The organism is Mycobacterium sp. 4D054, from assembly GCF_052245755.1.
GTDB lineage: Bacteria > Actinomycetota > Actinomycetes > Mycobacteriales > Mycobacteriaceae > Mycobacterium.
The window spans coordinates 1-20500 of sequence record NZ_JBQQCF010000066.1; the positions used below are offsets into that span (position 1 = coordinate 1).

The window sequence follows — 20500 nt, forward strand, 5'->3', positions numbered from 1 at the left end:
GACAGTCGTCACCATGACGACCACCGCGTCGCCGCGACGATTACCCCGTCACAATGCAGACCGACCCCCGAAATCACGTCTGCATCCACAGTGACGCCATCGTCTGCATCCTGAGCGACGGCCAACAGGCGACGAGCCGTCGTGAACATCCTCTTGGACACCCACACCCTGCTCTGGCTACTCAAGGAGCCGACCACCCTGGACCCCGAAGCGCTTGCCCACCTAACCGACCCCGCAACATCTGTGTGGGTCAGCGCCGCGTCAGCCTGGGAGATCGCCATCAAGACTCGGCTCGGCCGCCTGGACGGCGCCACGCTGTTAGCGACTTGGCCCACTCAACTGGACGCGATGCGCGTAGATGACCTGCCGATCGACTCCAACGACGCGATCCTCGCCGGCCGGCTCCCGTGGGACCATCGCGATCCGTTCGACCGCGTCATCGTCGCCCAGGCGCTGCGCCGCAACCTCACCCTCGCCACCCGCGACGCGAAAATTCTCGCTGCGGCGCTGACCCCGACTCTGAAAGCCTGAGCCCGGCCGTGGACAGGAAACAAGTGACGGCATCAGACCACGAGCCGGAAACCGCACCGGCACATCGCGTTCGCGCAGCGGCGATCCTCGTCATCGCAACAACGCTCATCACCATCGTGAGTGGGTGCACACCTCTCACTCCCCCGGCGGCCGACGCAGCTCCAGCCCCGACCGCGACGGTGCTCCGTGTGGTCGACGGAGACACCCTCGACGTCCGCGACGACAACCGCGGCCGACTTCGTGTCCGCGTGCTGGGCATCGATACCCCTGAGGTCCACCGACCGGGATGGTCTGTTGGCTGCTGGGGGCCCGAGGCTGAACGCTTCGCCACCGAAACCCTGGCCGGGCAGCGCATCACCTTGACTGCCGACCCCACCCAGGACGCGAACGACCGCTATGGCCGCAGCCTCGCCTACGTGAATCTGGCTGACGGACGCGACTTTTCCGTTGAGTCGGTGCGCTCCGGCATGGCCCGGTCCTACGTCTATGACGACAGACCGGTAAGTCGCTACCCCGAGATCAAGGCCGCCGAAGACGAGGCGCGTGCGGCGCTTCGCGGGCTATGGGGCCCGCCCTGCAACGGCCGCACTGAGTCAACGCCGACCTGATCTGCAACCGGACACTTGACCGCAGTACGACGAAATTCGAAGGACGACACCATGACCAGCCTCAACCGGCCCTACACATTCGAGCTGGCGGCAATGGCCCTCGCCGACCCCGGACAGCAAGATGAAATCGGGGCTACTGCCGAGCGCAACGGCGTAGGCCCAGAACACTTTCAGCGAGCCGTGTTAATACTCAAAGCGCTGGCGGCCAGCGGCCACGACATCGAGGACTTCGTTCGACGCGAGTACATCCTCGATGGATGGCTGCACGGGTATCTGCCCCTGGACGCTTCCCCCGGAGACCCCACGTTGACCATCTGGAAGCTCGGCCAGTTCGCCGAAGCCCACTACCGGTCCTAGTCCGCCGGGATGGGCGACATGACGACGACGCCGACACAGATCGCCGCACACCTACTCGCCGACATCGGCCTTCCTGAAACGCTCTACGCCCAAGTCGATTTCATTGAGTCGATCGGATGGCCACCGCGACCGGGCTGCCGGAGTTCCCCGGACTTCTCCCCTGCCCGGGTGTGGGCCCGCATCGACCTCGCCGAATGGGTCGACACCTCACCGCATGTTTTCGGCCCACACCGCGCCAACGAGCTCGCCACCTTGGCCGGCATCGGACACGCCCTGCGCCAGGCCGGCGAAGGCAGCATCGTGCTGTGGGCGCTCGACATCATCGAGCCCCACATTTGGATCGACCACCCCACCGTGGCGTTGGCCGTCACAGAACTGGTGTGCGTCGGGCCTGAGCTGACCGATCGAGTGATGACCGCAACGTATGACAGGCTCACCGCGACCGGGTGGGCTGAGCACCCCGCTGTTCCTCTCAACAGCTGCTGCATCGTCAACCGCACGCCCTGCTCCTACAGTGCCTGGTACGACGGCATTGCCACCCCACAGCATCGGCTGCCACCCGACGTCAAGCCCGCCCGGTGATGGCCTCCATCGACACGCCGCTGCGTGCGGAGTGGTGGCGCGACCAGACGATCCTGGCGACGCAACTGCGCGACCTCGTAGAGGGTTTCGACAGCATTGGCTCATTCACCATTCCCTACGCGCGGCTGCCAAGGCGGCTGGGCGCCTACGCCGTGGAATATCCCCGGTGGGCTGACATCGCGCACCTCACCCCTCAAGCCCTGCTCCTGCGGCCAAAGCTAGGTGCCGCGGCGGTTCGTGCCTTAATCGAGGCCGCGCAGCGTGCCGTGCAGGTCCGGCACGACACCCTGGCCGCCGGCCGAATTGGAGCCGATGCCGCGGTGGCGCGCCTGGCTGGGCAACTCGACCATTTCGACCGTGAGGTTCTGGCAGCACAGGTGTGGGCGCTGGATCCCATTCCTCAGCATGCAGTCGCTGACCGGCTGGGTGTGCACGCTGCTTCGGTCGGCCGCAACCTGCCGCGGGCCAGGGCGCGGTTCGCCGAGCTGCTCGCCGATCCCGCGCACCAGGAGGTAGGCGAGCACGCCGACGAGGTCCGGCGTCGCTTGGGCCCCTACCTGCCCGCGAGCGCTGCCGACCTCGAACTGCGGCGCCTGGGCCTGGATCCCACCGGCCAAAACGCCACCGTCCTGCTGTACATCGCCGGCCCTTATGCCCGCCGCGGCGATTGGATAGAGGACACCTCGACGCCCGGCGGCGCTCGTACACAGGTCGCCGCCGCCGTCGACGCCCTGCTTGACGCCCAGTTCGCCCCCACCTCGGATGCCCTGCTTTCCGCATTGACGAGCCTGGGGCTGCCGACCGGTGTTGCCCTGGCTTACCTCGAGAGCCAGGGCGACCTGCGCCGGTGCGGCGATCTATGGGTGCGATGGTCAGGCGATACCGCCGCCAACATGGCCCACGCGGCGCTGCAGGTTCTTGGAACCCCGGCAACCGCCGAAGCCATTCATGCCACCCTCGGAGTTTGGGACTCCACGGGCACCAGCTTGGAGCGCGTCAAAGCGATTCTGTCGAAGGACGACCGCTTCGTTCGCGCGAGTCGAAGCAAGTGGGGGCTGCGGAAATGGGGTGTCGCTGAGTACGTCAACATCGTTCACGCGATCGGCGAGTGCATCGACGCCGGAGGCGGCAAAGTCTCCACCGCGGCCATCATCGAGGAGCTTCGTTCGCGGTATCCGGACATCACCGAATCGTCGATCCGGTCCTATCTGGGCACGCTGGTGTTCGTCCTGGAGAAGGGTGTCGCACGACGACGGACCAAGGCTGATGAATGGCCGGCGCTGCAGCCGTTGAACGCCGTACGCGGCGCTTTTCGCAACGGTGTCAACGAGATTCGCGTGGCCCATCTCGTCACCTCGGACCTGCTGCGCGGATCGGGACAGGTCGTCCACCCGGCGGTCGCCGACGCCGCCGGCGTCTTCCCCGGACAGCAGCGAACGTTCACCAATGCACACGGACCGGTCACCGTGTCGTGGAAGCTGGCATCGACAAACGGCGCCGGTATCGGCTCGTTGCGTGCACACGCCGCGGCTCTTGGAGCTGATGTTGGCGACACGCTGGTGCTGGCGTTCGGGACCAACGATGCATCCCTCCAGGTCGTCCGCCTCACGGCCGCAGACGCCCCCAAGGAGCGGCTGCGTAAGCTGCTCGGCCACGCCGTTCGAAAGCCCGCCGCGGCCCTCGCCGCCGCCCTGGACTGCCGACAAGAAGACGTCGGCGCTATCCTTCGCGCTCGCGGGGATGATGAGTTGGCTCACCTTCTCGACGCCGCCTGACTGGCCTGGGTGAAAAAAGCCCGCCCAATTCGGCGGCCAATGTACGCGCTGGTGGTAGCGGGACAATCGGGATGCGCCTATCTTCGTTGGCGTGGGTTTCTGGCAACAGCAGGTCAACGACCTGATGACGGGCATCGGTGGGCTGGGCGGCTTCAACCCGCCGCTGGACACGCCGACGCCGGACCCGACGCTGCCGCCCTACCCTCCGCCCAGCTACTACCCGCAGATCCCGACGTGGGACGACCCCACACCCGATGTGCCTCAATACCCGCCGTACATCCCCGAGCAGGACATGAACACTTCGTCGGGGATGCCACGCTCGACGCTGGACGGGATCCACGACGACGGCGGCGTGATCATCAAGAAGCCAGGCGAGCTCGGTCCGCCGGCATATCCGGGCGGACCGAACTACACCGAGGCTCCTCCTGGATCCGGGGTTTGGGTGCCTGACCACCGGCCCTATCCCCCAGGCTCGGTCCTTCCGCAGGCATGGTCGGGTAAGGGTGCTGAGGAAGCCGACGCGACCGATGCCGCGCTGCGCAAGACGCGCGAGGCGCTGAACCAGGCCGATCAGGGGTTGGCGCAACACATCACTGACGCGCACACCGCGGATGCCCAGTCCAAGGCGCAGCTGCAGCGGATACAGCAGGAGATTCAGCTGGGCGTCGCCGCTATGCAGCCGACCTTGGGCACCGCCGCCGGCCGCGAACAGCTCGCCGAGTTCCTGGACCAGAAGGCCTCCGAGGCCAAGCAGGTTGCCAGCAATGCCCAGGAGATGTCGACACGGCTGGCGTCGAACTTCCAGACTGTCGGCCACCAGTTTGAGCTGGCGAGTGGGCCCAACTGGGGCGACCCGTGGACCGACGACGAGGACGACTGGTGGGAGCCCATCGATCCTGGTGGCGCGGCAGCCGGGCCGAATGCCGGCCCCGCGATCCCGCCGAGCATCCTGTAGCGAGACTCCCCAATTCCCACAGCGCCCATATGGGTGCTTATTGCCCGAGGCCGGGGCCGTCCTCGTCGCGGCTGCGGTCGTGGTCACGGGGAGCAATATCGCGCTGGTGGTGTTCGAGTGCCATCCGTTCCCGGATGCGCACGGCGCGGCGTACCGCGTCGGCGTTTGGGTAGCCAAGTTCTTCCACGAGCGCCGGAGTGGGGTTGAGGGTCAAACTCCACCCGGGCTCGCGGCCGCGCATCTTCATCCGCTGACTGGCGGCTTCGGCGCGGGCCTTCGCCTCGGGGCTTTCGGCGGCCATTCGCAGCTCCAGCGTCAGTGCGGACAGCTCGGCTTGCTTGGACTCCAGTTCGCTGCGCTGCTCGAACGGGGCCGGTGGATTCGCCAGTAGGTCATCGAGTTCTTCCCTTTGGCGATCCTGTTCGCGGTGCAGGCGGACATGGTGGTCGGGCAATCCGGTGTAGAGGTTTTCGACGCGGCGCAGCAGTCCGAGCTGCTTAGGTCCGGACACATCGAGTCCGAGGGCCGATCCGGCGGCCAGCAGTTCGGCGCCGTCGATCTCGGTGGTGCGCGAGGGCACGTCCAGTTTCAGGAGCAGCATGTCGTGAGTGAGGTCGCGGGCTCCCAGGACCTCGACACCGTTGATGGCGGCACCGATCGGCTCGTAGCGCGAGGCACCGCGATCCTTGCCGGCCATGTAGGCACGTCGGCACGCCACCGTGAGGGCCGCGGCGGCGTCGGCGCGATCGGTGAAGGTGTCGGCGCCGACGACAATGCGGTGCGGTGCGTCGCCGCGGCCGGCGACGGCGTGCGCCACGGGTGCGAGGGCCTCGATGTCGGCCTGCTTGGCAGGGATCGCACGTTCGAGGACCTGCACCTGCCAGTCGCGGTTGCGTACCGACTGTTGATGGGCTCGATCGAGGGCGGTCAGGCGGCGCACGGTGTCGTCGAGTTCGACCTGGCGGAGGTAGCGCGGATCACCGGTGGCGATGGCTTTCGTTTCCGCGGCCGCGGCGCCGATATCTCCCCCACCGAGATCCTCAATCTCGGAATCCAGGACTTCGTTGCGGCGCATCTGTTCGATGAACAGCGCTTTGGCTTGGACGCGCTGCCACATCACGGTGTCGTAGCTGGATTCGGTGACGTAGTTGAAGATGTCAATTTCGTTGTTTTGGTTGCCTTGACGCAAGATTCGGCCTTCGCGCTGCTCCAGGTCGGCCGGGCGCCAGGGGACGTCGACATGGTGCAGGGCGGCTAGGCGTGACTGCACGTTGGTGCCCGTGCCCATCTTCTCGGTGCTGCCGATCAGCACCGACACTTCGCCGCGGTTGCATTGCGCGAATAAGGCTTTCAGCTGGGCAGGGTTGCGCGCCTCGTGGACGAACCGGACAGCCTCGGGCGGCATTCCCCGGGCGACGAGTTCGTCCTTGATGGCCTGGTAGATGGTGAACTGGCGCGGGTCCTTCGACGGAGTGCCGCGATCACAGAACATGAGTTGCAGCGGTCCGCGGGCGGGCAGCAGCTCGCCGGTGTCGCGGTCACGGTACTGGCGATCGGCCAGCCGGCGCTGCACTCCCATGGCTCGTTCGGCGACTTCGGCGGCCCGGCTGTGTGTGGGTGCGCCGAGGTGGGCCATCCTGGGGTCCAGGGAGGCGTTGCGGCCGTCGTTGCTGATCTTGAGAATGTTGTCGCGCTGAGGCTTTCGTGCGTCGAGATGATCGGCGCGCCAACCGAGGTCGGCGATGAAGTCGATGACCTCGACCCCGGGTTTGAGGCTGACGATCTGGCGCGCCCCGGTGCGCAGCTCGGGCAGCGCCACGGGCACCTGGTCGCGGGTGACGACATCGGTGTAGGCGTTCGACAGTGCGAGCAGCTCGGGCAGATTGGTGTACTTCGCGACGCGGGTCACCGGCCGCAGTTTGGTGCCGGTGGCGTTCACTTCGATGCTGGTGTGGGTGGCGGTGAACGCCGCTCCCCAGTCGCCGAGGTCGGCCACGCCGGCTGCCTGGAGGAGGTCTGGACGGAGGTAGGTCTGCATCACCCACAGCTCGCCCAGAGAGTTGGCGATCGGGGTGCCGGTGGCGAAGGTGGCCACGCGCTCGACGACGGCGTGCTCAGGAATGCCGCGGGCCCGGGCTTCGTCGTGGCGGCGTTCACGCAGCACGTCGAGTTTGAGGCTGAGGTCTTCGGCGCGCTGCGCGGCGGTCGCGCACGACAGCTCCTCAATGTTGCAGACCCGCTGTTTGTTCTTGTACATGTGCGCTTCGTCGATCAGGAGGTAGTCACAACCTGATTCCTCGAATCGCAGTCCAACGTCTTTGGTTTCGGCGGCCATCAGCTTCTCCAGGCGCGCCTGGGCGGTCTTGATGGCCCGCATGATGGCCTTCTGGCTGCGCTCGACTGTCGCGTCCTGCAGCTGGGCGCGCAGCTCGTCGAGCTGGCGTTCGGCGTAGGCGGTACGGACATCGTTGGACACGTTGATAGCGGTGAACGCCGATTGCGGCACGATCACCATGTCCCACTCGCTGGCAGCGCTCTGGGCGATGAACCGCCGGCGTCCCTCGGCGTTGGTCGCTGAGGATCCGAGCAGGACGTTGGCGGCCGGGTACCACTGCTTGGCTTCGCGTCCGACCTGCTCGATGATGTGATTGGGCACCACGATCCAGGGTTGGCGGACCAGTCCCAGGCGGCGCAGCTCCATCGCGGCCATGAGCATGGTGCCGGTCTTGCCGGCGCCGACCACGTGGTCGAGCAGGGTGGAGGGCTCGTTGGTGATGCGGGCGACGGCGTTGCGCTGGTAGTAGTGCGGGGTGAAATGGTCCGAAAGGCCCGGCAGCCGCAGCTGGCTACCGTCATAGACCGGGGCGCGCAGTGAGTTGAATCGCCGGTTGTACTCGGTGACCAGGGTGTCGCGGCGCTCGTCGTCTGACCAGAGCCAGCGGGTGAACTCCTCGGTGATCTTGGCGCACTTGGCTTGCGCGGCGAAGGTCGCTTGGGCGTCGACGTCACCTTCTTCGGTGGTGATGACCACAGCTTTGGAATTGCAGACCGCTTCGAGCAGGCTCACCGCATCGAAGTTGCGTTTCTGCAGGCCCCATTCGTCGGTCATGAGGCGGCCGTGGCGCTTGTAGCCGGGCACGTCGACTGTCCATCGGCCGCCGATGTGTTCGGCCGTGACACCGTTGATACCGAAGGTCTTTTCGGCGAAGGCGGCGATCACCGCGGCGGGGATCCAAGGTGCACCGGGGCGGACCTTGATGTCTTCGGCCTCGCGTTGCTCGGGTTGCACCTCGCGCAGCGCCGCGACGTAGGGCTCGTAGGCCGGGTTGGTATCGGCGGCTTCGATGGCGGCGGCGAGTTTGGAGCGCACGTTGCCCGACAGCGCGGTGGTGGCCGGGACCAGCTCGTCGGGATCGTCGAGACTGGGATAGACCAGGCCGTCGAGCAGGGCGCGGGTGTCGTCTTGGCCGATACCGAGCAGCTCCGAGATCAGGTCGACGTCGACGCGCCTGGTCCGATCGAGGCTCATCGCCAGGGCTTCTTCAGGAGTGTCGGCGGTGGTGCGCTCGACGTCGGCGGTGAGGACGTCGCGGGTGAAAATTGGTGCCTTGGTGGCGGTTCCGGTCTCTTCGTCGAAATCCTCCAGCGAGGACACGACCGCCCAGCCCGGGTCGTAGCGCATCCCACCTTCGAGGTGGCGGAACTTCTTGAACGGCTCGGGTGGCTGCCAGGCTTCGGTCTCCCACTGTTCGACCAGTTCGGCGGGGACCGGGCCGTCGTAGGGGCGGCCGGTGGTGCCCTCCTGCTCTCGCCAGGTCGCTTCGAGCTTGGCGATGCGCTTGTCGTGCAGCGCCTGGGTGGCATTGCGTTGCACCCACTCGAAGCGGTTGACCGGTCCGCGCTTGCGTGCGTAGTTGTCGTAGAGCGTGTTGAGGTGTGCGCGCAGTTGGTCGCGGTCGTGCTCAGGCTCGCCGTCTCGCTGGGCGGCGATCAGCGCGGTGGCCACCTCGCGTAGCGCGATCAGCTCCTTGGTTTCCTCGATGAGGGTCTTGGGCGTCTTGTTCGGCTCCCAGCCATGTCCAGCCCAAAAGTCGATGCTGCGTGAGCCGGCGTTGTAGCGCAGCGTGTACAGCGGCGGGTCGTCGACCTGAGCGGCCTGGGTGCGCAGCCCGGGTGCGAAGTCGTCGACGACGCCCCCGGACAGGTCCTCGCTGCGGGCTGTGAGGCCGAGGCCGCGCTCGACCGCGACCGCCATCATCGGCTGGAGTTGATCGCGGATCTGATCGGCGAGGTCATGCCCGGTGGCGCCGGCGACGGCGAGCTGTGGGGAGCCGTGCAAACCGTGACCTAGCTCGGTGGCGCCCAGGACGCGGTGTGGGTTGTGAAGGAAGTAGGCGTTGACGGGAAGCTGTTCCTCGCCGCCGGTGCGCGGGTCGACCAGATCGGCGTCCTCGGTGTCGATCCAGTCCAGGGTGTCGAGATCGACCTGGGCGCCGTCCTCGCGGCGCCGGAAGATCAGCAGGTCGGTCACGACTTCGGTGCCAGCGACCCGGCTGAAAGCCTGCGACGGAAGCCGCAGTGCGCCGATAAGGTCGGCGCGCTGTGCAATGTCCTGTCGTGCAGTCGATTTCACTGAGTCCATGGTGTAGCGGCTGGTGAGCACGGCGACATACCCGCCGGGGGCGACCAGGGACAGCGACTTGATGATGAAGTGGTTGTGGATGCTGTGACGGCGGGGATTGTGCAGCGGGTCCGTTAAGGCATACCGCCCGAACGGCACGTTGCCGACCGCGGCGGTGAAACTGCCCTCAGGGGCGCGGGTGGTCTCGAATCCTTCGTGGCGGACCTGAGCTGAGGGGTAGAGCAGCGATGCGATGGACGCGGTGATGTCGTCTGCCTCGACTCCGACGAGGGTGGCGCCTTCGGGCGCATGGCCGATGAATGTGCCGCTGCCGCAGCCTGGTTCGAGTACCGGGCCGCCGGAGAAGCCCGCCGCGCCTAGTGCATCCCAGACCGCCGACACCACGGCCGGATCGGTGTAGTGGGCGTTGAGGATGGAGGCCTCGGCGCGACGATACTGCTCGGGAGTGAGTAGGCCGGCGAGTTGCGCTCGTTCGGCGGAGAAGTCTTCTGCGCGCGGATCGAAGACCTGCGGGATGGCTCCCCATCCCGACCAGGCGGCCAGGATGCGCTGCTCGGGCAGGGTTGCCGGGCGTCCAGCGTCGCGCAGGGTGTGCACGAGTTCGATGGCGGCGAGGTTGGCGCGGGCGCGCGCTTTGGCACCTGAGGGCACCAGAACATCGGTGCTGGCCGGGAAATCGGCGGTGCTGCGGAACTCCTCGGCGGTGGGCTGTGCCGATGCAGGCTCGATAGTGGTGACGGATGCCGGCGGGTCGGCCTCCGCCGTGTCCGCTGTGTCGGTGCGGCCGTCACCGTGCGCCTCGCCGGTGTTGTCTAGGCCGATCCCGGCACTCGCCACGTCGGCGAGGTCGTCGGCGAGGTCGTCGAAAAGTGAGACCTGGGGTCCTACCGCTCGGGCAGCCCGTCCGCGCGCAGGTCGCGGTAGATCATCTGCGCCAGCTCGGCGGTCAAGGGGTCCTCGGGGCGGGCGGGTAGCGCCAAGCCGTCCTCGGCCCGGGCCGATGTCAGGTAGCCCGCCTTGATCCGAAACGGACCCGAAAAGTCCGGGGCCGGCCACAGGCGGTCGATCAGCGCTTCGAGATCCTCGTTCGGCTCGCTCTGATGAGCTGGGTTGGTCCAGCGCTGCTCCCAAGTGAGCTGTGCTGGGTCCGGGATCGGATCCGGGGTTTCCCACTGCGAGGTGGTCTCGTCGGTCTCGGTCAGGTCGTACAGCTCGTTGTTCAGCACTGTCTGAGCTGCCTGCGCTCGCGCCGCCTGCAGCAGCGCCACCTTGGTCGCGTGATTCGGGGTCTGTCCGTGGCGCTGGCGACTCCAGGCCACGATGGCCTTCTCCCACAGTTCCTCGGCCATGCTGGCCGCCATCGAGCTGATCTTGTCCGCTTCGGCCGTCAGGAACTGGTTGCGTCGCTCCGAAGTCCACTCCTCGGGCAGGCTCAGATCGGTCGAGTAGACCGTCTGCACCGCCTTGAGGATCTCCGGATCGATCACCGTCACCGCCTGCCTCGTCGAGGATGCTGAACAGATCCGGCTGATTCGGGTCGTCCGGCGTTCTGTTGCGGCCCATATTGTCCTCTCCTGGCTGACAGTGGCGGGGTCGGGGTAGCCCCGAACGGCGAAGAACGCCCGTAACCGCCGATCACTGATGCCCATCGGCAGCCCTGGCGTCATGGCCGGCGGCCGATGTCGACGTCGACGAGCGGCACAGCGGGATGACATCCGGTCTGCGCTGCTTGCATGAGCGCGTCGACAACGCTGCGGGAGTGCAGCAGGCGGCGCCGGCGTGACCAGCCGCATGTGCATAGTCCGTGGCGGCGATGACCGGTGATGAGAACGCGCACAAGGTTCGGCGTCTCGATCAGGCGATCGGGTTTCTGGGGGAAGGGAGTGCGTCGCCGAGCCGCGAGGCTGGTGGTCATCCGGCTCGACTCCTTGTCAGTGGCTTCTCGAAGGAGACGTACTCACCGCATCCGCCGGACTCGAAGTGTTGCCACGGTACGAACGCCGGAGGCTGCGCCGGACGAGGGCACCAAAAGCCCCACCGCCGGCACCGGGGGCCGGTGATGATCACCGTCGTGACCGGGTGACCAAGCAGCTCGACGCGATGCCGGGAACTGGCTCTACGGAATGCCACCGACCCAGGCCTGCGCACGACGGTGCGGTGTTCGGCGATTTCTCGGTAGCGTCCGTGGAGCACGATCGAAGCGAAATGCCATGGATGATCGTGCGGGACACTGGGGTCGGACTGGCAGAAGCGATGCCGGTAGACGTTGACGATGGGGTTTCGCGGGACGAGAAACCATCGCAGCAGATAAGGGTTGGTCGGGTCCTCACCGATGACTTGGTGTGGGCGCCCGGAGAGCAGGATGCGCAACCAAGCCCTAATCGTCAGCGCTTCCTCATCGTCACGAACTGTCGCTGCATCTGTCATGACGCACCCCGTTGGGCTGCGCCGCAGCTGCACCCGCCAACGGCGGCGATCGTCCAATAGCGGACCCGCTTGTTGCTCGCCGAGGTGAGCCGTTGCACCGCGCCGCGGGCACGGAGCGCATTTAGCGCGCGGTATACCTGGTCGACGACCAGCGGAGTGGGGCGCTCGTGGTTGAGCCAGCGCATCACGTCGGTGGTGCTGACCGGACAGCCGATGCGTTCTAGTGCCGCAAGCACGTCTGCGGTCAGCGGCGTCGCCGGCATGGATCGCACTGCGCGGGTCGGTGGGCCCCGGACGCGCTCGGCGCGGTGAACAGGGCGTTCAGGGTGGCTATTTCGCGGTCGGTGTCCGGGTCGGCTGTGAGGACCCAGGCGCGCCGACACGCGCGGGCCTCGATTATGGCCACGGTGCCTTCGCCTTGCAGGCTGCGCAGCAGTCGGTAGATGGTTTCTTGGGTTGGCGGCAGCGGGCGCGCGCTGCCCTGCACGGCTACGGCCGGCGCTCCCTGGCGTAGCTGCGTTGTGGTCAGCGGGTGTTCCGAGCACCGCAAAGCCGCGACCAGATAGTCCCGCAAAACCCGGTTGGCGCAGGTCCTCGCGCCTGAACTAGGCACTGGCGGACTCCGCGACAAAGGCCCCGGCGCCCGGGAACGCGGCGTTGTGCATCGCTTCGCGGATCGCCAGGCAGCGCAGACGGTGCGCCTCTGGCTGGTGATCCATCGCAGAAACCACCATCGCCAGCTGCCGGCGAGCAACGAGGTGCTCCTCGACCGTGGCGTGTGCTCCAGGCAGATCCACGCCTGCCCACACACCATCAGTGGCTCCCAGCGCTAGAGCCGTACGGGCGCAGCCCTGGCGCAATGGGCAGTTCCCGCAGATCCGCTTGCACTGCTTGGCCTTGCGGTAGTCGAACCAATCCTCGGGGTCGGAGTAGTTGCACAACCCGTTGATCTCCATCTTGACCGGATTGGCCACTAGATGCGTCATGACACCACCTCGCGAACTGGGCTCTAATTGAGCGTTAGTTGTGCACTTTTTGAGCATGAGGTGATCATAACCCCATGAACGCGCATCTGTGCAGCACAAATCTTCAACTGTCCACTGCACCCGCCGACACCTGGACGATTCCGCAACCCTCGGTTGGGCGGTGCAGCATCGGATAAACACCCTTCTAGCTGCTCCTAACCCCCGCAGCCCGAAACGCAAAGCGACGCCACAACAGCGCTACGGCGAACAAAAAAATTCTTCGCAGATCGTCACTACGGGCGGACATATTGCGCCTTAGTTGTGCACTTGCGACGCGGCTAGGTGTGCGCACACGGGTTCATACCTGCGGACCGGGCGCATAGTCAGATACGCGTCTGTTCCGCCTGCATGTGGTTCACTTTCTGTGTGGGCGCCGACATCGACGACGAAGCAGGCGAAACAACGCCTGCCAGCAGCGATGCTCTCGACCCTTCGCTCGCGCGACTGCGGGACTGCGTTGCGCGTCGCCGCGCTGAGCTGGGGCTATCCCAACGCGCGCTGGCCGAGATAGCCGGGGTGTCGCTCGGCACGGCAACCAGGCTCGAACGTGGGGCAGGCCCGCCTCGAGTCAGCACCGTGCCCAAACTGGAAGACGCGCTGCAGTGGCCGCGCGGCACGTTCCAGGCCATCCGCGATGGCGAAGATCCGCCGAAGGTTCCACCGCGCGACCGCGAGACCGGAGTCGACCGCACCGAAGCCCTCCAACAGCGCCTGGCCTCCGCCGGCGGAATGCGCAACGCCACGCAGTACGGGCAGGCGCTCTCGATCGCCTCGGCGGTCGTGGCCATCACCGCGGTCTGCCTGGAGGTGCTGACCAGCGAGCTCAACGATCCCGGCGCACGCGCCGCAGCGCTCAGCGCACTCGATACGAACATGAGGAAGATGGAGAGTCTGATCGCGGCGAGCCTGCCCGACGCCGAGTCCTTCGATGATGCGATTGCCGTGATGCGCGAGGTGCACGAAAGCAGAGAGTCCATCCAAAAGGCTGCGGAGACACTGGGATAACGCTGGCCGGGATGGGTCAGTATCCGCTATAGCCGCCGCCGATGCTGGTGATGTGAACGTGGTTGAAGTGATTGGCGTTCGCCGAGCCTCGGTCGCCCATACCCGAGGAGGTGCCATCCGCGTTGTGCTGTGCCTGGCGCCATATCGCGTGATCGAGGCCGAGTTCCTGCGCGTGGGCCTGGACGAACTGCACCACCCGGTCTCCGAGCGCCTTGCCTCCGGGGGTATCCCACTGCGGAATCATGACGTCGATGGCCAGCCCGGACGGATGCCACTTGAGCGAATCTGGCCGATACCCACCGATGTCGGTGATTTCGGGGAAGGCGGCACTGATCGCGCGGCTGAGACGGCGCGTGTACTTCTGCAGTCGCGACTCATTCGCCAGACCGGGCCGGTCGAGCCCCGGCATACCAGGCACACCGCCGGACGTGCCGGATCGGCCGGACGATGACCTGTTCGCCAGCCCTGTCTTGGCGATCGGGGTGAACAGGCCGCCGAGGCCGCTGAGTCCGCCGCCGCCACCGAAGGCGCTCATCGGGGATCCGCCGCCCATGCCGCCGCCGCCCATCGGCATGCCCATACCGCCGCCCATCGGCATGCCGCCGCCCATCGGGCGGCCACCGTAGCCACCACCGGCAGAGCGAATCATGTTCGCCAATGCGATGTTTCGTTGTTCGGATTTGGTGAGCAGGGCTTTGGCCCGGTCGAGCTGGCCTTCGAGGTGACTGACCAGCACCTGCTTGCCTGCCGGGGTGTCGGTGCTCGGAGCGATCGCATTGACCCCCGACCGGGTGTCGCTCACGACGCCATTCATCCCGGCGCGGCCATCACGAGACTCGTTCGACGCCGCCACCACCTGCGGGCCCACCCCACGATCGACACCGATCACGGTGTCCAACGCGGCCACCCCATTGCCGCCGGTCAGCTTATAACCCTCTCCCCCACGACCACTCCAGGTCGCCGGCACCGTATCCACCGACACCCGCAAATCGGTCTTGAGGTTCTGCAACCCACTCGTCGAGGGCAACCCCGACGCCGAGGGGGCCTGGCCGTACAGCTCCCGAGCACCACCGAGCGCCTCCGCGGTCGCGTCGACCAGGCCCTGCAAGGACATGACCGGCAGTATCACCCACCGCCCACACAGCCGACCACCACCAGAACCGAAATCGCTCGATGTCAGTCAGGAACTGGCCTCTCAGGCGACCCGGCGCACCTCGATGTGGCCGCTCGGTATGGGCGAGAACTTCACGGTTTGCCCAGCGGTCGGCGCTTCGATCGCCATGGTCGGGGAGACGGCCATCATGACGTGCTCGGGAGTTCCGGGAGCCGACCAGTTGCACAGGATGAGGTCGCCTTCCTGGATGTCGCTGCGATCCACGGCTTGGCCGGCATTGACCAGATCGTAGGTGGTCCGCGGTATGCGTACTCCGGCCTCGGCGTACGCCGCCTGCGTCAGGCCTGAACAGTCGAACTGGTTGGGTCCCTCGGCTCCCCACACGTAGGGTGCGCCCAGTTTGGATTTGGCGTAGGCCACTGCGCGGGCGGCCGCTCCGCTGGGTAACCCGAGTCCCCCTGAGCGTCGACTACCGACCAGCGACGCGCTCTCGCCTCGACTTGATCCGCCGAGCGCAGACAGCATCCCGGGCAGACCGCTTAGACCGGAGGCCCCGCCGCCCATGCCGCCGCCGCCCATCGGCATGCCCATACCGCCGCCCATCGGCATGCCGCCGCCCATCGGGCGGCCACCGTAGCCACCACCGGCAGAGCGAATCATGTTCGCCAATGCGATGTTTCGTTGTTCGGATTTGGTGAGCAGGGCTTTGGCCCGGTCGAGCTGGCCTTCGAGGTGACTGACCAGCACCTGCTTGCCTGCCGGGGTGTCGGTGCTCGGAGCGATCGCATTGACCCCCGACCGGGTGTCGCTCACGACGCCATTCATCCCGGCGCGGCCATCACGAGACTCGTTCGACGCCGCCACCACCTGCGGGCCCACCCCACGATCGACACCGATCACGGTGTCCAACGCGGCCACCCCATTGCCGCCGGTCAGCTTATAACCCTCTCCCCCACGACCACTCCAGGTCGCCGGCACCGTATCCACCGACACCCGCAAATCGGTCTTGAGGTTCTGCAACCCACTCGTCGAGGGCAACCCCGACGCCGAGGGGGCCTGGCCGTACAGCTCCCGAGCACCACCGAGCGCCTCCGCGGTCGCGTCGACCAGGCCCTGCAAGGACATGACCGGCAGTATCACCCACCGCCCACACAGCCGACCACCACCAGAGCCAAAGAACTTACTACTACACTACCAAAATCGCTCGATGCTGGTCAGTACCCCCGAGGGCTGGCGCTCGCGTTCGTCTGGGCCACCCGGGCGGCAAGGTTGGATCCATCCGGCCTCACGTCGTAGCGGTCCATGACGTAATTCATCGAGGCGGCGATGTTGGCCACCGGTTCGTAGATGCTCGTCGAGGTGCCCGGCTGGTGATAGGCGGCGAAGGTGGTGGGGATGCACTGCGCGGGACCGCGGGAGCTGTTGGCCGGGGCGCCATCAGACATCTGGGCGCCGTGGGCGTTGGAGTCGGACAGGTTGACGACATTGCCGTTATGGCCGCTTTCGCGCCCGGTGAGCGTCATGTAGCCGTCGTGCCACTTTTTGCGAGCCACCGGGTCGGTGACACCGCGGGCGTCCAGCGCGGCATTGATGGCCTCTGACATGGCCGCGGGCCCTTTGGGGAAGGTGCCGCGCCCGGCGAAACTGACGTCGCCCACTGGGATCTTTGCGGCCGAAGAGTTCGGTGCGGCACCACGGGTCGCGGACGCTCGACGCGGCGACGACGAGCCCGAAAGGCCCGGAATCTTGCTGGTCAGGCCGGAGAGCGCTGACAGTGGGGACATGGCGCCGCCCCCGCCCGTGCCACCGCCACCCATCGGCATGCCCATGCCGCCGCCCATCGGCATGCCGCCGCCCATCTGGGGGCTGCCGTAGCCGGAGCCGGCGGATCTGATCATCGTGGCCAGCATCTGGCCGCGTTGTTCGGATTTGGTGAGCAGGGCTTTGGCCCGGTCGAGCTGGCCTTCGAGGTGACTGACCAGCACCTGCTTGCCTGCCGGGGTGTCGGTGCTCGGAGCGATCGCATTGACCCCCGACCGGGTGTCGCTCACGACGCCATTCATCCCGGCGCGGCCATCACGAGACTCGTTCGACGCCGCCACCACCTGCGGGCCCACCCCACGATCGACACCGATCACGGTGTCCAACGCGGCCACCCCATTGCCGCCGGTCAGCTTATAACCCTCTCCCCCACGACCACTCCAGGTCGCCGGCACCGTATCCACCGACACCCGCAAATCGGTCTTGAGGTTCTGCAACCCACTCGTCGAGGGCAACCCCGACGCCGAGGGGGCCTGGCCGTACAGCTCCCGAGCACCACCGAGCGCCTCCGCGGTCGCGTCGACCAGGCCCTGCAAGGACATGACCGGCAGTATCACCCACCGCCCACACAGCCGACCACCACCAGAACCGAAATCGCTACTCGTCGTGCGGGACGATTCGGTTGTCGAACGCCACGAAGGTGCACGCCGGCGTCGGCTTAGGGTCATAGACCGTGCGCCAGCACGTCCGACACGTGTACGACCTGTGCGGGCCCAGTCCTACCCCGGCGCAGGTGGCGCATTGCTGCGTCCCCACGAGAACCTGGCGTGGGCCGCGCAGCGGATGGCCGGCGGGGCAGAATTCCGGCGGGCCAGGCTCTGCGTAGCCCTTGGGCGTCCGTCTCAGCCGCCGTACCATCGCCCGATCATACGTTCGAATGTTCTCGGCTTGCTTTCATTCGCCTCTTGCGAAGGGTCCGGGTGACGCTGCAAGTGCGGGGGCGCGCTCAACGATGGCGTTGTATCGACCCCCCATCGCCGCTGAACGCCCGGTCAGCTTCGACCAGCGTTTGGAGGAGGCCCACCCTTAAGCTTGGCTTCGCCACCCGCCCGTTGCTGAGGCGCTCCGCAGTTGGCGCCGCTAAAACTGTTGATGCACAACATCACTGAGCGCAGCAGGCTGTAGGCATGCGAAGGAGCTACTGCAGTTTTCCGCGGAAAACTGCCTCTTCTGTGGGCAGTTTTCCGCGGAAAACCAGGCGGGCCCGCGGCGCCTCTACTGCTTGACGAGCTTACGGAGCTGTGTCGCGAGAGTTCGCGCGCCGGCATCCCCAAGCTGACCGTGCAATGCAACTGCGAGCGCGTTTGGGTCGACGTCGAACCGCTTAAGTGCCCGACTCACCGACCGCGAGTGGGACTGAGGTGCTCCGGGTCGGTCACCTTGCCCTCGTGACTCCTTCTCCCCTGCGCCGTCCTGGCTCACCTTGTCAGTTTCAGTTTGAGCATTCGTGTTGGACTGCGCTCGATTCCAAGACGTCCGCTGCTCTTCCCAGGGGATTCGCGCCAGGTCACGCGCCTCGCGGATCGGAAGCTCGCCGCGCCGGGTAGCTTCCTGAAGCTCGGGCGCCAGCTTGAGGAGTGCGCGACGTTGGGACACCCAGGTTTTGCTCTTGTGTAGGTGGTCAGCCGCCGCGTCAGCACTGCCATACTCCCCCACCAGGCTCTCGACTGCGCGAGCTTCTTCGATGACGTCGAAGCCTGACCTGTCGACGTTCTCGGCGATGACAGCGGTGAGAAGAGTTGCTCTGTCGGCAGCGAGTTCGTCCTTGATGACGATATCGAGTTCGGGCCGGCCGAACTGGTGCGCCGCTGCCAACCGCCGGTTGCCGAGAATCACAACCCAGCGCGCGTCGATCGGCGTATCGGGATACAACGCTTGGTAGGCGCGTTTGGTGACGACTACGACTGGTTGCAGCTGATGCTCGACAATCGAAGCCAGCTCATCGAGGTTGCCGAGGGAGTCGCGCGGATTGTGGGGATTGCCGACAAGCTCGCGCAGCGGCACTGACCGCGACTGGCCGGCCCGGGGAATGATGGACGCGACTGATGCCCCGTCAACCGACGATTTGTCGCCGATAGTTTCGGCTAGCGCCGCGAAGCTCTTGACTCCTCCGCGGCTCATCAGTGAACCTCCGCTGCCATCAGCTCGTCGGCGAGGCTGTAGTAGTCCGACGCCGCGTTGGCTGCTTTCCCTGTCTTCTTGTACTGCGTGACGACCACTCCGTCGTTGGATGCATTCGTGTGGATTTTGTAGTGCCGTATGACGGTCTCAGCCAGGGGCCAACCGCGACCTCTAACAAACTCTTGGGTCTCGTTGAGCCAGTAGGTGCCATCGCGACTGTCGTGGTTGTTGATGAAGACGCGGTAGGGGAGCCCGCGCGGCTCCAAGATCTTGCGGATGGTTCGTGCGGTGGGGTCAAAGCACAGAGGCTCCGTCAGAATCGGAACCAGCACTTCGTCGGAAACGTCGAGCACGGTGCGTAGGGCATCTGCGGAGTGTCCAGAGCCAAGGCCGTCTCCGGAACCGTCGGGGTCTAAATCGAACCAGCCCGCGGTGTCGACATACACCTCGTCGATGCTTGGCAGGTTGTTCAACAGCGCCAGATGCTCAAGGGGATCGTCGTGGGCCTGGATCAGATAGAAGGGGAGTTCGCTGACTTGGCTCGCCCACCATGCGGCAGAACCCTGCGGGTCGATCGACACGGCGGCAACTCGAGGATCGGCATCGTCGGGTGAATCCTTGCTTAGGCGCTCAGCGCGAACTGCAGCGAGGTTGACGGCTGCGGTGCTCTTGCCGACGCCACCTTTTTGGTTAAGCAACGTGATGACTCTGGACATGGCGTTAGCCCCTTGGGGTATACGAAATGCGCGAATGCGGCGCGCGGAAACGGTCGCCTGTGAGGTTACGTCCGCACGGTTGAATTGCCCTGGCGACACGCGCAAGAGTCGGTAACAACTCCGCTAGTTTTCCGCGGAAAACCGAGCAGTGTCAGCTGGCCGCGGCTTACTCAAACCTGTACGTGATCGCGGTCAGTAGTACGCCCAGAGCGGCTGTGACCAGCGCGTTCGCGTCAGTTTTCCGCGGAAAACTGATATGTCGACCGGGTTTTCCGCGGAAAACTGGCTTTGTGGGAGCTGTCATCGGCGCATTCGATCGAGGGTCGCTACGCCGCAGTTTGGAGGCAAGTCGGCCGAGTGTTCACGGACCGCGATGGGGGAGGGGCCGCCGGTACTCGACACACCCCGTTCGAACCCGCGGCTGTCGCTCCTCGCTGCCGCCACGGCTTCATCGGGACTGCGTGCAGCTCCCGCGTGCGCGGCCCGGCGCAGGCCGCCCCGACAGGTCCGCCGGCGGTGAGGCTCGGCGATACATCGCAGCTCAGCGACAATCATTCGAGGGCAACTGCCGCCGGGTTGGTCCCGTGGCTCGACGGGCCCTTGCGACTGGTAGCCAGTCGCTCGGAGGCTCCACGCCCGGCATCTACGCGTCCGGCCGGGGCTGCGCTGCTGTCGGTGGGCCGGGGGAGGGCGCGGTTGCGTCCAGCAGAGTGGTGTACGAGTCGGACCTGATCAGCGGTACCGGCGTGTCGTAGCCGACTGATTGAGGGTCATCGCGTGATTCTTCGAGAGACCGACCAAAGTCACTCGAGCAAAGGAAT

17 protein-coding genes are annotated in these 20500 nt (G+C 66.2%); 7 read left to right on the forward strand and 10 right to left on the reverse strand.

The window, feature by feature from the left end; genetic code table 11:
- The first annotated feature begins 141 nt into the window (after nucleotides 1–141).
- From ACTWP6_RS27570 to ACTWP6_RS27595, 6 genes are all read left to right on the forward strand, one after another.
- Nucleotides 142–531, forward strand: a complete 390-nt coding sequence (locus ACTWP6_RS27570) for a type II toxin-antitoxin system VapC family toxin (protein ID WP_443189363.1) — start codon at nucleotides 142–144, stop codon at nucleotides 529–531.
- A 188-nt stretch (nucleotides 532–719) separates the two neighbouring features.
- Complete coding sequence (locus ACTWP6_RS27575) at nucleotides 720–1139, forward strand: thermonuclease family protein (RefSeq protein WP_443189364.1); 420 nt, start codon at nucleotides 720–722, stop codon at nucleotides 1137–1139.
- Between the two features lie 51 nt (nucleotides 1140–1190).
- Nucleotides 1191–1496 (forward strand): hypothetical protein, encoded by a 306-nt coding sequence (locus ACTWP6_RS27580; protein WP_443189365.1) that lies wholly within the window; start codon nucleotides 1191–1193, stop codon nucleotides 1494–1496.
- Nucleotides 1497–1514: 18 nt separating this feature from the next.
- Nucleotides 1515–2078, forward strand: a complete 564-nt coding sequence (locus ACTWP6_RS27585; RefSeq protein WP_443189366.1) for a hypothetical protein — start codon at nucleotides 1515–1517, stop codon at nucleotides 2076–2078.
- Nucleotides 2078–3853 (forward strand): hypothetical protein, encoded by a 1776-nt coding sequence (locus tag ACTWP6_RS27590; RefSeq protein WP_112744700.1) that lies wholly within the window; start codon nucleotides 2078–2080, stop codon nucleotides 3851–3853. The genes ACTWP6_RS27585 and ACTWP6_RS27590 overlap by 1 nt, the downstream gene beginning before the upstream one ends.
- A 91-nt stretch (nucleotides 3854–3944) precedes the next feature.
- The gene (locus ACTWP6_RS27595; RefSeq protein WP_112744699.1) at nucleotides 3945–4808 is read left to right on the forward strand and encodes a DUF4226 domain-containing protein; all 864 of its coding nucleotides are present in this window, start codon (nucleotides 3945–3947) and stop codon (nucleotides 4806–4808) included.
- Between the two features lie 37 nt (nucleotides 4809–4845).
- Here ACTWP6_RS27595 and ACTWP6_RS27600 read toward each other — a convergent pair whose 3' ends face one another.
- From ACTWP6_RS27600 to ACTWP6_RS27620, 5 genes are all read right to left on the reverse strand, one after another.
- Entirely contained in the window at nucleotides 4846–10287 is a 5442-nt protein-coding gene (locus ACTWP6_RS27600) for a DEAD/DEAH box helicase family protein (protein WP_443189367.1), read from the reverse strand.
- A 47-nt stretch (nucleotides 10288–10334) separates the two neighbouring features.
- The gene (locus ACTWP6_RS27605; protein ID WP_237674043.1) at nucleotides 10335–10943 is read right to left on the reverse strand and encodes a hypothetical protein; all 609 of its coding nucleotides are present in this window, start codon (nucleotides 10941–10943) and stop codon (nucleotides 10335–10337) included.
- A 170-nt stretch (nucleotides 10944–11113) separates the two neighbouring features.
- Entirely contained in the window at nucleotides 11114–11365 is a 252-nt protein-coding gene (locus ACTWP6_RS27610) for a hypothetical protein (protein ID WP_112744655.1), read from the reverse strand.
- A 508-nt stretch (nucleotides 11366–11873) separates the two neighbouring features.
- Nucleotides 11874–12140 carry a hypothetical protein gene (locus tag ACTWP6_RS27615; RefSeq protein WP_112744657.1) on the reverse strand — a complete coding sequence of 89 codons (267 nt, stop codon included), beginning with the start codon at nucleotides 12138–12140 and terminating at the stop codon, nucleotides 11874–11876.
- 342 nt (nucleotides 12141–12482) lie between these two features.
- Nucleotides 12483–12863 (reverse strand): WhiB family transcriptional regulator, encoded by a 381-nt coding sequence (locus ACTWP6_RS27620; RefSeq protein ID WP_112744659.1) that lies wholly within the window; start codon nucleotides 12861–12863, stop codon nucleotides 12483–12485.
- 405 nt (nucleotides 12864–13268) lie between these two features.
- Here ACTWP6_RS27620 and ACTWP6_RS27625 point away from each other — a divergent pair, with 405 nt between their 5' ends.
- Nucleotides 13269–13907, forward strand: a complete 639-nt coding sequence (locus ACTWP6_RS27625) for a helix-turn-helix domain-containing protein (protein ID WP_237674044.1) — start codon at nucleotides 13269–13271, stop codon at nucleotides 13905–13907.
- Nucleotides 13908–13923: 16 nt separating this feature from the next.
- Here ACTWP6_RS27625 and ACTWP6_RS27630 read toward each other — a convergent pair whose 3' ends face one another.
- The 5 genes from ACTWP6_RS27630 to ACTWP6_RS27650 form a co-directional block, all read right to left on the reverse strand.
- Entirely contained in the window at nucleotides 13924–15021 is a 1098-nt protein-coding gene (locus tag ACTWP6_RS27630) for a hypothetical protein (RefSeq protein WP_112744661.1), read from the reverse strand.
- A gap of 81 nt (nucleotides 15022–15102) precedes the next feature.
- Entirely contained in the window at nucleotides 15103–16146 is a 1044-nt protein-coding gene (locus ACTWP6_RS27635; RefSeq protein WP_237674045.1) for a C40 family peptidase, read from the reverse strand.
- Nucleotides 16147–16235: 89 nt separating this feature from the next.
- On the reverse strand, nucleotides 16236–17384 hold the full coding sequence (locus tag ACTWP6_RS27640) for a hypothetical protein (protein ID WP_443189368.1): 1149 nt from the start codon (nucleotides 17382–17384) through the stop codon (nucleotides 16236–16238).
- 673 nt (nucleotides 17385–18057) lie between these two features.
- Nucleotides 18058–18963, reverse strand: a complete 906-nt coding sequence (locus ACTWP6_RS27645; RefSeq protein ID WP_443189369.1) for a ParB/RepB/Spo0J family partition protein — start codon at nucleotides 18961–18963, stop codon at nucleotides 18058–18060.
- Entirely contained in the window at nucleotides 18963–19679 is a 717-nt protein-coding gene (locus tag ACTWP6_RS27650) for a ParA family protein (RefSeq protein WP_443189370.1), read from the reverse strand. The genes ACTWP6_RS27645 and ACTWP6_RS27650 overlap by 1 nt, the downstream gene beginning before the upstream one ends.
- Nucleotides 19680–20500 lie beyond the last annotated feature (821 nt).

Bases quoted from the DNA above. Each gene is read 5' to 3' on its own strand.
- ACTWP6_RS27580 (WP_443189365.1), top strand. From the start codon at position 1,191: ATGACCAGCCTCAACCGGCCCTACACATTCGAGCTGGCGGCAATGGCC.
- ACTWP6_RS27585 (WP_443189366.1), top strand. From the start codon at position 1,515: ATGACGACGACGCCGACACAGATCGCCGCACACCTACTCGCCGACATC.
- ACTWP6_RS27590 (WP_112744700.1), top strand. From the start codon at position 2,078: ATGGCCTCCATCGACACGCCGCTGCGTGCGGAGTGGTGGCGCGACCAG.
- ACTWP6_RS27610 (WP_112744655.1), bottom strand. From the start codon at position 11,365: ATGACCACCAGCCTCGCGGCTCGGCGACGCACTCCCTTCCCCCAGAAA.
- ACTWP6_RS27615 (WP_112744657.1), bottom strand. From the start codon at position 12,140: ATGCCGGCGACGCCGCTGACCGCAGACGTGCTTGCGGCACTAGAACGC.
- ACTWP6_RS27620 (WP_112744659.1), bottom strand. From the start codon at position 12,863: ATGACGCATCTAGTGGCCAATCCGGTCAAGATGGAGATCAACGGGTTG.
- ACTWP6_RS27630 (WP_112744661.1), bottom strand. From the start codon at position 15,021: ATGTCCTTGCAGGGCCTGGTCGACGCGACCGCGGAGGCGCTCGGTGGT.
- ACTWP6_RS27635 (WP_237674045.1), bottom strand. From the start codon at position 16,146: ATGTCCTTGCAGGGCCTGGTCGACGCGACCGCGGAGGCGCTCGGTGGT.
- ACTWP6_RS27640 (WP_443189368.1), bottom strand. From the start codon at position 17,384: ATGTCCTTGCAGGGCCTGGTCGACGCGACCGCGGAGGCGCTCGGTGGT.
- ACTWP6_RS27645 (WP_443189369.1), bottom strand. From the start codon at position 18,963: ATGAGCCGCGGAGGAGTCAAGAGCTTCGCGGCGCTAGCCGAAACTATC.
- ACTWP6_RS27650 (WP_443189370.1), bottom strand. From the start codon at position 19,679: ATGTCCAGAGTCATCACGTTGCTTAACCAAAAAGGTGGCGTCGGCAAG.